The 9471-nt window shown below is 65.3% G+C and carries 9 protein-coding genes; 7 read left to right on the top strand and 2 right to left on the bottom strand.

Annotation, left to right across the window (positions count from 1 at the left end):
- Nucleotides 1–115 precede the first annotated feature (115 nt).
- On the bottom strand, nucleotides 116–763 hold the full coding sequence (locus tag WS75_RS24295) for a TetR/AcrR family transcriptional regulator (protein WP_059684037.1): 648 nt from the start codon (nucleotides 761–763) through the stop codon (nucleotides 116–118).
- Between the two features lie 267 nt (nucleotides 764–1030).
- Between WS75_RS24295 and WS75_RS24290 the strand changes: the two genes are divergently transcribed.
- Nucleotides 1031–2452 carry an NAD(P)/FAD-dependent oxidoreductase gene (locus tag WS75_RS24290; RefSeq protein WP_059684035.1) on the top strand — a complete coding sequence of 474 codons (1422 nt, stop codon included), beginning with the start codon at nucleotides 1031–1033 and terminating at the stop codon, nucleotides 2450–2452.
- 76 nt (nucleotides 2453–2528) lie between these two features.
- Here WS75_RS24290 and purB read toward each other — a convergent pair whose 3' ends face one another.
- Nucleotides 2529–3917 (bottom strand): adenylosuccinate lyase, encoded by a 1389-nt coding sequence (gene purB, locus WS75_RS24285; RefSeq protein WP_059684034.1) that lies wholly within the window; start codon nucleotides 3915–3917, stop codon nucleotides 2529–2531.
- Between the two features lie 265 nt (nucleotides 3918–4182).
- On the opposite strand from purB, the gene WS75_RS24275 reads away from it, so the two are divergent.
- The 6 genes from WS75_RS24275 to WS75_RS24250 all read left to right on the top strand — a co-directional run.
- Complete coding sequence (locus WS75_RS24275; protein ID WP_059684032.1) at nucleotides 4183–5136, top strand: LysR substrate-binding domain-containing protein; 954 nt, start codon at nucleotides 4183–4185, stop codon at nucleotides 5134–5136.
- A 220-nt stretch (nucleotides 5137–5356) separates the two neighbouring features.
- Entirely contained in the window at nucleotides 5357–6643 is a 1287-nt protein-coding gene (locus tag WS75_RS24270) for a Glu/Leu/Phe/Val family dehydrogenase (protein WP_059465395.1), read from the top strand.
- A gap of 251 nt (nucleotides 6644–6894) precedes the next feature.
- The gene (locus WS75_RS24265; RefSeq protein WP_059684031.1) at nucleotides 6895–7788 is read left to right on the top strand and encodes a glutamate/aspartate ABC transporter substrate-binding protein; all 894 of its coding nucleotides are present in this window, start codon (nucleotides 6895–6897) and stop codon (nucleotides 7786–7788) included.
- A gap of 84 nt (nucleotides 7789–7872) precedes the next feature.
- Nucleotides 7873–8613: an amino acid ABC transporter permease gene (locus tag WS75_RS24260; protein ID WP_059684029.1), complete on the top strand. Its 741-nt coding sequence runs from the start codon at nucleotides 7873–7875 to the stop codon at nucleotides 8611–8613.
- Nucleotides 8613–9290 carry a glutamate/aspartate ABC transporter permease GltK gene (gene gltK / locus WS75_RS24255; protein WP_059684027.1) on the top strand — a complete coding sequence of 226 codons (678 nt, stop codon included), beginning with the start codon at nucleotides 8613–8615 and terminating at the stop codon, nucleotides 9288–9290. The genes WS75_RS24260 and gltK overlap by 1 nt, the downstream gene beginning before the upstream one ends.
- Nucleotides 9287–9471, top strand: a 185-nt coding sequence (locus WS75_RS24250; RefSeq protein ID WP_146107221.1) for an ATP-binding cassette domain-containing protein, incomplete at its 3' end; no start/stop codon positions are given. The genes gltK and WS75_RS24250, both read left to right, overlap by 4 nt.

Genomic DNA, 9471 nt, shown 5'->3' with positions numbered 1-9471 from the left:
TCGGGCCGTCAAGTCCCGTCCCGCTCGTTACGCTGTCCGGTTCCTCAGAAAGAACCTTAACTGAACGGCATTAGCCCCTCGGGGCGCCTTTTTTCGTCGGCGGTGCGTGAGCCGCTCAGGTCGCGCGGACGTGCTGCGCAATGCCGTCGAGCAGCACGTCCAGCATCGTGTCGTGCACGGCGGCCGGATCGAGTTGCGCATAGAGCGGGGCGGCCGATTTGACGAGCGGATGCGCGGTATCGGACAACGCATGCATTTCCGCGAGCTCGACGTCGTTCGCGGGCCGCGTGAGGCCGCCGGCCTCGGCAGCGGCGAGGCCGATCACGCTCGCATACCAGCCGACGCACACGGTCGGCAGTGCGCTGCTCGGGATGCCGGCATCGGCCAGCGCGCGATGCACGGTCTCGATGTGCGCGAGATCGGCCGGCCCGGTGCTCATATGACGCTGCAGCAGCGCGAACGCGGCGGGGTGGCGCAGCGCGAGCGCGCGGTACTGGCGGGCGAGATCGAGCAGCCGCTCGCGCCACGGCAGTGAAGGGTCGACCGGCGCGAGCGAGCGCGACAGCGCATTCGCGATCGCACGGCTCAGGCCTTCTTTCGACTTGAAGTGATAGAGCACGCTCATCGGGTCGCAGCCGACCGACTGCGCGAGCTTGCGCACGCTGAACGCGGATTCGCCGACCTCTTCGAGCAGCGCGAGCGCGGCCGCGACGATCGCATCCTTGTCGAGGCCGCGCGGGCCTTGGGCGGGTTTGTCTTTCATGGAAAAGCGGGATGGCTGCGGTTGTAATCTTGACGAAAGCGTATTCTACGCTGTAGAATTATTTCTGCGGTGTAGAAATTGGGTGTCCCGGCACCTTTCAATGCGTGCTTTTGCACGGTCCGGGATCCTGGCAGGCACGAGCGTGCCTGCCGTCAACACGGGCCATCGCGCCCTTTATCTCGTTGACACCCAAGTGGAACCGGCTGCCCCACCCGCGAAGCCAGAACGGCTCTTCGACAGGCGGCCCAAGACCATGCAAGTGCAATCATGACTTCCAACCACAAGCCCCTGATCCAGGGCGAATCGCGTTTCGACCAGACGCAACTGAACATCGAAAAGGACAACTGGAACTGGTGCGCGCCGTCCCGCTACGACGGCGAGCGCCCGGCCAACTGGTACGAGGCGTCGTTGTCGCGCCATGAAAACAGCGCGCCGCTCGCGCACGACATGGTGTGCGACGTGCTGGTGATCGGCGCGGGACTGCTCGGCGCATCGGCCGCGCTGCATCTCGCGGAGGCGGGCGTCGACACGATTCTCGTCGACAAGCATCACGTCGGCTCCGCGGCGTCGGGCCGCAACGGCGGCCAGCTCACGCCGGGCCTCGCGCGCTGGGAAGCAGCCGACATGATCGACCATCTGTCGCACGACGACGCGAAGCGGCTGTGGCGCTTCGCGTCGGCCGAATCGATGGACCTGATCGACGCGATCGGCGCGCGTTACGCACTCGACCTCGACCGCAAGCACGGCCACATCACGGCGGCGGTCCATCCGGGCCACATGAGCGCGCTGCTCGACGGCGCCGACGCACGCCGCCATCTGGGCGACGCCGGCGTGACGCTCGTCGGCCGCCATCAGCTGCACGACGAATACGTGCGCTCGGGGCTGTATCACGGCGCGGCGATCGATGCGACCGGTGGCCAGCTTCATCCGCTCGCGCTGGTGCGCGGCCTCGTGCACGGCTTCCGGCTGAACGGCGGTGCGTTGTACGAGGGCACCGAGGTGCTGGAGCTCGACGAAACGCCGGCGGGCGTCGTCGCGACGACGCCAGGCGGCACGATCACCGCGCGCCGTGGCGTCGTGCTCGCGCTGCACAACACGACGTTCCGTCTGCTGGACGACGGCACCGCCACCACCGTGCCGTTCTTCACGTACGTCAGCGTGACGGCGCCGCTCGACGTCGACGTCGCGACACTGATGCCGGCCGGCATGCCGGTGTACGACACGCAGTTCCAGATCGACTACTACCGGCCCGTGCGCGGCAACCGCCTGCTGTTCGGCGGGCAGGGCACCGGCACGTGCTGGGCACAGCCCGACGTCAACGCGTATCTGCTGACGCGGTTGAACACGGTGTTCCCGCAGGCCGATGGCCAGTTCGCACTGGACTACTGCTGGAGCGGCGTCAGCGATTTCACGCTGAACGGCGCGACCGACAGCCGCAAGACCGATGGCCGCGTGCCGATGTACATGGTGCAAGGCTGGAGCGGTCATGGCGTCGCGCAGACGGTGCGGATCGGCAAGGCGATCTGCGACGATTTCGTCGGTCGCAACGACGATTTCTCGATGCTGACCGGCATCGATCACCGCGCGATTCCGCTCGGCCGCCAGTTGTCGCCGATTGCGATTCCCGCGGCGAAGGCCGCGATGAGCGTGATGAGCGCACTCAACCCGGGGCGGATGATCTCGTTCTGACCGGCGGCGGCAGGCAATGAAAAAGCCCGATGCGATTGCTCGCATCGGGCTTTTTTACGTGCGGAGACGGCGACGCTTACGCGATCCGCTTCGCGAGTTCGACGGCCTTGCCGATGTACGACGCAGGCGTCATTGCGAGCAGGCGGTCCTTCGCATCTTGCGGGATCGCGAGCGTGCCGACGAATTCCTGCAGCGCTTCGCGCGTGATGCCCTTGCCGCGCGTCAGTTCCTTCAGCTGCTCGTACGGGTTCTCGATGCCGTAGCGGCGCATCACCGTCTGCACCGGCTCCGCGAGCACTTCCCAGCAGTTGTCGAGGTCTTCGTTCAGGCGCTGCGGGTTCACTTCGAGCTTGTCGAGGCCGCGGATCAGCGAGTCGTACGCGAGCAGCGAGTAGCCGAGTGCGACGCCCATGTTGCGCAGCACCGTCGAGTCGGTCAGGTCACGCTGCCAGCGCGACACCGGCAGCTTGTCGGCGAGGTGGCGCAGCGTCGCGTTCGCGAGGCCGAGGTTGCCTTCCGAGTTCTCGAAGTCGATCGGGTTGACCTTGTGCGGCATCGTCGACGAGCCGATTTCGCCGGCCTTCGTCTTCTGCTTGAAATAGCCGACCGAGATGTAGCCCCACACGTCGCGGTCGAGGTCGAGCAGGATCGTGTTCGCGCGCGCGACCGCATCGAACAGCTCCGCCATGTAGTCGTGCGGCTCGATCTGGATCGTGTACGGGTTGAAGGTGAGCTTCAGGCGGTTCTCGATCACGTCGCGCGAGAACGCTTCCCAGTCGAATTCCGGATACGCCGACAGGTGCGCGTTGAAGTTGCCGACCGCGCCGTTCATCTTGCCGAGGATCTCGACCTTCTCGATGCGCGTGATTGCGCGCGCGAGGCGGGCCGCGACGTTCGCGAGTTCCTTGCCGAGCGTCGTCGGGCTGGCCGGCTGGCCGTGCGTGCGCGACAGCATCGGCTGCTCGGCAAGCGCGTGCGACAGCGCGACGAGGCGCTGGTGGACCGTGCGCAGCGCCGGCACGATCACGTGCTCGCGCGCGCCGGCGAGCATCATCCCGTGCGACGTGTTGTTGATGTCTTCGGACGTACACGCGAAGTGGATGAATTCGCTGGCCTTTTCGAGTTCTTCCTGGCCCTTCACCGATTCCTTCAGCCAGTATTCGACGGCCTTCACGTCGTGGTTCGTCACGCGCTCGATGTCCTTGATGCGGGCGGCGTCGTGCGCGGTGAAGCGCTCGGCGAGCTGCAGCAGGAATTGTTCGGACGCGTCCGAGAAGCGCGGGACTTCCGCGAAGCCGGCGCGCGACAGCGCGATCAGCCAGTGCACCTCGACGGTGACGCGGTGGCGCATGAAGGCGGCTTCGGAGAGCCAGTCGCGCAGCGCTTCGGTCTTGCTGGCGTAGCGGCCGTCGATGGGCGAGAGCGCGGTGAGGGCGAAAAGCGTATCGGGACGAGTGTCGGACATGATCGGGCGTGGCCTTGGGGGCCGGTGCGAACGAGGGGAGGAGAATCCGGCATTTTACCATTGGCGCGGGGCGATCCCGGCCGAACCGGTCAGGTCGCCGCCGCCGTGGGCGATCGGCACGCACGCGGCGCCCGGGCGGCGCGCAAGCAGTCCGCCGGCTGGCGCCCGGGCCGGCTCGCCCGGCTGCCCGCCGCGCCGCCGGCCGGGCCCGCCCGCCGGTAGAATGCAGGCTTCTTCCCGACCGCCGCCCGTTGCGCCCGCCTGCATGGAACTGAAATGGCTCGAAGACTTCGTCTCGCTCGCGGAAACGCGCAGCTTTAGCCGGTCCGCCGAACTGCGGCACGTGTCGCAGCCCGCGTTCTCGCGGCGCATCCAGGCGCTCGAGGCATGGCTCGCGACCGAACTGATCGATCGTTCGGTTTATCCGACGCGGCTCACGCAGGCCGGCCAGATCTTCTACGAACAGGCATTGACGATGCTGTCGCAGGCGCACGAGGCGCGCACGCTGCTGCGCGGCCATGTCGGCGCGCCGGTGCCGACCATCGAGTTCGCGGTGCCGCATACGCTGTCGCTCACGTATTTTCCGCGCTGGCTGCAGCGGATCGAGGCGAAGATGGGGCAGGTCCACACACGGTTGCGCGCGCTGAACGTGCACGACGCCGTGCTGTCGCTGGTCGAGGGCGGCTGCGATCTCGTGATGGGCTACCACCACCCGAGCCACCCCGTCGCGCTCGATCCGGCCCGCTACGACATGCTGGTCCTCGGCAGCGAGCCGATCAGCGCGTTTTCGGCGCCGGGCCGCGCGGGCCGGCCGCGCTATACGTTGCCGGGCACGGCCGAGGCGCGCGTGCCGTACCTGTCTTATACGCCGAATGCGTATCTCGGCCGGATGACCGAAGTCATCATTGCGAACGCCCCGACGTCGCTGTTCCTCGATCGCGTGTACGAAACCGACATGGCCGAAGGGCTGAAGGCAATGGCGCTCGCGGGCCACGGCGTCGCGTTTCTGCCGCACAGCGCCGTCGAGGATGCGGTGGCCAGCGGCCGCCTGATCCGGCTCGACCGGTCCGCGCGCGGCGGCACGCACCCGTTCACGCTGACGATGGAGATCCGCCTGTACTGCGACAAGCTCGCGCTGCAGGGCGACGATCCCCACCAGAAGCTCGTGCGCGCACTCTGGGAAGTCGTGCGCGACGAACTGCGCGAAACCGCCGATTAACCGTGAGCGGTTAACCGCGCCGGTCGAGCGCGCGCGGCCGCCGCCGCGCTTGCCGCGCCTGTCGGACGGCTGTCCGGCGGGCGTTCTTGCGCAAATCGACCGCGGATTTGCGAAAAATCACGATCATGCAAGAAACGCATAATCGAATAAGCAAACGGCATTGGATAAAAAAAACGGGTTTTTCGACAATGTGCGCAATCCGTTGAACGTTGGAGCGTCCATGTCTTCGCAACTGCAGTCCATCCCGTCCTACCTTCACGCCGACGATCTCGGCCCGTGGGGCAACTACCTTCAGCAGGTCGATCGCGTCGCGCCGTACCTCGGTTCGCTGTCGCGCTGGCTCGAAACGCTGAAGCGCCCGAAGCGCATCCTGATCGTCGATGTGCCCATCGAGCTCGACAACGGCACCGTCGCGCACTTCGAGGGCTATCGCGTGCAGCACAACGTGTCGCGCGGCCCGGGCAAGGGCGGTGTGCGTTACCACCAGGACGTGACGCTGTCGGAAGTGATGGCACTGTCGGCATGGATGTCGGTGAAGAACGCGGCCGTGAACGTGCCGTACGGCGGTGCGAAGGGCGGCATCCGCGTCGACCCGCGCAAGCTGTCGCGCGGTGAGCTCGAACGCGTGACGCGTCGCTACACCAGCGAAATCGGCATCATCATCGGCCCGAACACCGACATTCCGGCACCGGACGTCAACACCAACGAACAGGTGATGGCGTGGATGATGGACACGTTCTCGATGAACCAGGGCCAGACGTCGACCGGCGTCGTGACCGGCAAGCCGATCTCGCTCGGCGGTTCGCTCGGCCGCAAGGAAGCGACGGGCCGCGGCGTGTTCGTCGTCGGTTGCGAGGCGGCGAAGAAGAAGGGCCTCGAGATCGAAGGCGCGCGCATCGCGGTGCAGGGCTTCGGCAACGTCGGCGGCATCGCGGCGAAGCTGTTCCAGGAAGCGGGTTCGAAGGTGATCGCGGTGCAGGATCACACGGGCACGATCTACCAGCCGGCCGGCCTCGATTCGAACAAGCTGCTCGACCACGTCGCACGCACGGGCGGCGTCGCGGGCTTCGAAGGCGCAGAACCGATGCCGAACGACGAGTTCTGGACGGTCGAGACCGACATCCTGATCCCGGCGGCACTGGAAAACCAGATCACCGAGAAGAACGCATCGAAGATCCGCACGAAGATCATCGTCGAAGGCGCGAACGGCCCGACGACGACGGCGGCCGACGACATCCTGAGCGCGAACGGCGTGCTCGTGATCCCCGACGTGATCGCGAATGCGGGCGGCGTGACCGTGTCGTACTTCGAGTGGGTGCAGGACTTCTCGAGCTTCTTCTGGACGGAAGACGAGATCAACCACCGTCTCGAGCGCGTGATGCGTGAGGCGTTCGCCGGCGTGTGGGCGGTCGCGGAAGAGCACAAGGTGTCGGTGCGTACGGCAGCGTTCATCGTCGCGTGCAAGCGCATCCTGATGGCGCGCGAAATGCGCGGCCTGTACCCCTGATCGGTCGTTGCCGACTCGATCGGGCAACTGTGACACGAGCATGACGCAATCCACCCGATTGTGTGCATGAACCCGCGCGGGCGGTGCCGGATCCGGCACCGCCCGCGTGTGCATTCAGGCGCTACCCAGGGGCGCCGGAAGCCGGGAGGACGGCTTCGTACGGGACGATTCGTAGTTCGGTAAACAACCAGTACTTTCAAAAATATTACTTTGATACACTGGCGCGGGTTTCAGCCAAGGAGATGACCAAAATGAAATACCAGAAGGCAGTCCTGATGGTCGCGGCGCTGTGCGCGTTCGCGAGCGGCGCGCACGCACAGGAGACCGGCACGCTGAAGAAGATCAAGGACACGGGCGTGATCGCGCTGGGCCACCGCGAATCGTCGATTCCGTTCTCCTACTATGACCAGAACCAGCAGGTCGTCGGCTATTCGCGCGAATTCCAGATGAAAGTCGTGGACGCGGTGAAGAAGAAGCTGAACCTGCCGAACCTGCAGGTCAAGAACATCCCGGTGACGTCGCAGAACCGCATCCCGCTCGTGCAGAACGGCACGGTGGACATCGAGTGCGGCTCCACGACGAACAACACGGAGCGTCAGCAGCAGGCCGCATTCTCCGACACGATCTTCGTGATCGGCACGCGCCTGATGACGAAGAAGGATTCGGGCGTGAAGGACTTCGCCGACCTGAAGGGCAAGACGGTCGTGACCACCGCCGGCACGACGTCCGAGCGCCTGCTGCGCAAGATGAACAACGAGAAGCAGCTGGGCATGAACATCATCAGCGCGAAGGACCACGGCGACTCGTTCAACACGCTCGAGTCGGGCCGCGCCGTCGCGTTCATGATGGACGACGCGCTGCTCGCGGGCGAGCGCGCGAAGGCGAAGCAGCCGGGCGAGTGGGTGATCGTCGGCACGCCGCAGTCGGAAGAGGCGTACGGCTGCATGATGCGCAAGGGCGATGCGGACTTCAAGAAGGTCGTCGACGACGCGATCTCGCAAGTCGAGAAATCGGGCGAAGCCGCGAAGATCTACGCGAAGTGGTTCGAGAACCCGATTCCGCCGAAGGGGCTGAACCTGAACTTCCCGCTGTCCGATTCGATGAAGAAGCTGTACGCGAACCCGAACGACAAGGCGCTCGACTGACCACGCAGCCGTTGACGCAGAAATGACGCTACTGAAACGGAAGAGGCCTCGCTTCTTCCGTTTCTTTTTGCTGGAGTCTTGCCCATGTCTTACCACTGGAACTGGGGCATCTTCCTGAGCCCCGTCTCGACCGGCGAGCCGACGACTTACTTCGGATGGCTGATGTCCGGATTCTGGGTGACGATCGAGGTGTCGCTCGTCGCCTGGGTCGTCGCGCTGATCGTCGGTTCGCTGTTCGGCGTGCTGCGCACGGTGCCGAACAAATGGCTGTCCGCGATCGGCACGGCGTACGTGTCGATCTTCCGGAACATCCCGCTGATCGTGCAGTTCTTCGTCTGGTACCTCGTCGTGCCCGAACTGCTGCCCGCGTCGATCGGCACCTGGATCAAGCAGTTGCCGCCCGGCACGCAGTTCTTCACCGCGTCGATCGTCTGTCTGGGCCTGTTCACGGGCGCGCGCGTGTGCGAACAGGTGCGCTCGGGGATCAACGCGCTGCCGAAGGGCCAGCGCGCGGCCGGCCTCGCGATGGGCTTCACGCAATGGCAGACGTACCGCTACGTGCTGCTGCCCGTTGCATACCGGATCATCGTGCCGCCGCTCACGTCCGAGTTCCTGAACATCTTCAAGAACTCCGCGGTCGCGTCGACGATCGGCCTGCTCGACTTGTCCGCGCAGGCCCGCCAGCTCGTCGACTACACCGCGCAGACCTACGAGTCGTTCATCGCGGTGACGCTTGCGTATGTGCTCATCAACCTCGTCGTGATGGCGTTCATGCGCTGGATCGAAGGCCGCACGCGGCTGCCCGGCTACATCGGAGGCAAGTGATGCATCAGTTCGACTGGAGTAGTATTCCCGGCGCGATACCGACGCTGTGGACGGGGGCGATCGTCACGTTCAAGATCACGCTGATCGCGATCGTCATCGGCATCGTCTGGGGCACGCTGCTGGCGCTGATGCGGCTGTCCGGCGTGAAGCCGCTCGAGTGGTTCGCGAAGGCATACGTGACGGTGTTCCGCTCCATCCCGCTCGTGATGGTGCTGCTGTGGTTCTTCCTGATCGTGCCGCAGGTGCTGCAGGGCGTGCTCGGGCTGTCGCCGACGATCGACATCCGGCTCGCGTCGGCGATGGTCGCGTTCTCGCTGTTCGAAGCCGCGTATTATTCCGAGATCATCCGCGCGGGCATTCAGTCGGTGCCGCGCGGACAGGTGAACGCCGCGTTCGCGCTCGGCATGAACTACGCGCAGGCCATGCGCCTCGTGATCCTGCCGCAGGCGTTCCGCGCGATGGTGCCGCTACTGCTCACGCAGGCGATCGTCCTGTTCCAGGATACGTCGCTCGTGTACGTGATCAGTCTCGCGGACTTCTTCCGCACGGCCGCCAACATCGGCGACCGCGACGGCACGACCGTCGAGATGGTCCTGTTCGCCGGCGCATGCTATTTCGTGATTTGCTCGTTGGCGTCTGTTCTCGTCAAGGGTCTCCAGAAAAAGGTCACACGATGATTTCCATCAAGAACGTTTCCAAATGGTACGGCCAGTTTCAGGTTCTCACCGACTGCACGACCGAGGTCAAGAAAGGCGAAGTGGTCGTCGTGTGCGGCCCGTCGGGCTCCGGCAAGTCGACGCTGATCAAGACCGTCAACGGCCTCGAGCCGTTCCAGCAGGGCGAGATCCTCGTGAACGG

The organism is Burkholderia sp. FL-7-2-10-S1-D7, assembly GCF_001524185.1.
Classification (GTDB): domain Bacteria; phylum Pseudomonadota; class Gammaproteobacteria; order Burkholderiales; family Burkholderiaceae; genus Burkholderia; species Burkholderia diffusa.
This window is presented reverse-complemented; position numbering and strand designations above follow the sequence as displayed.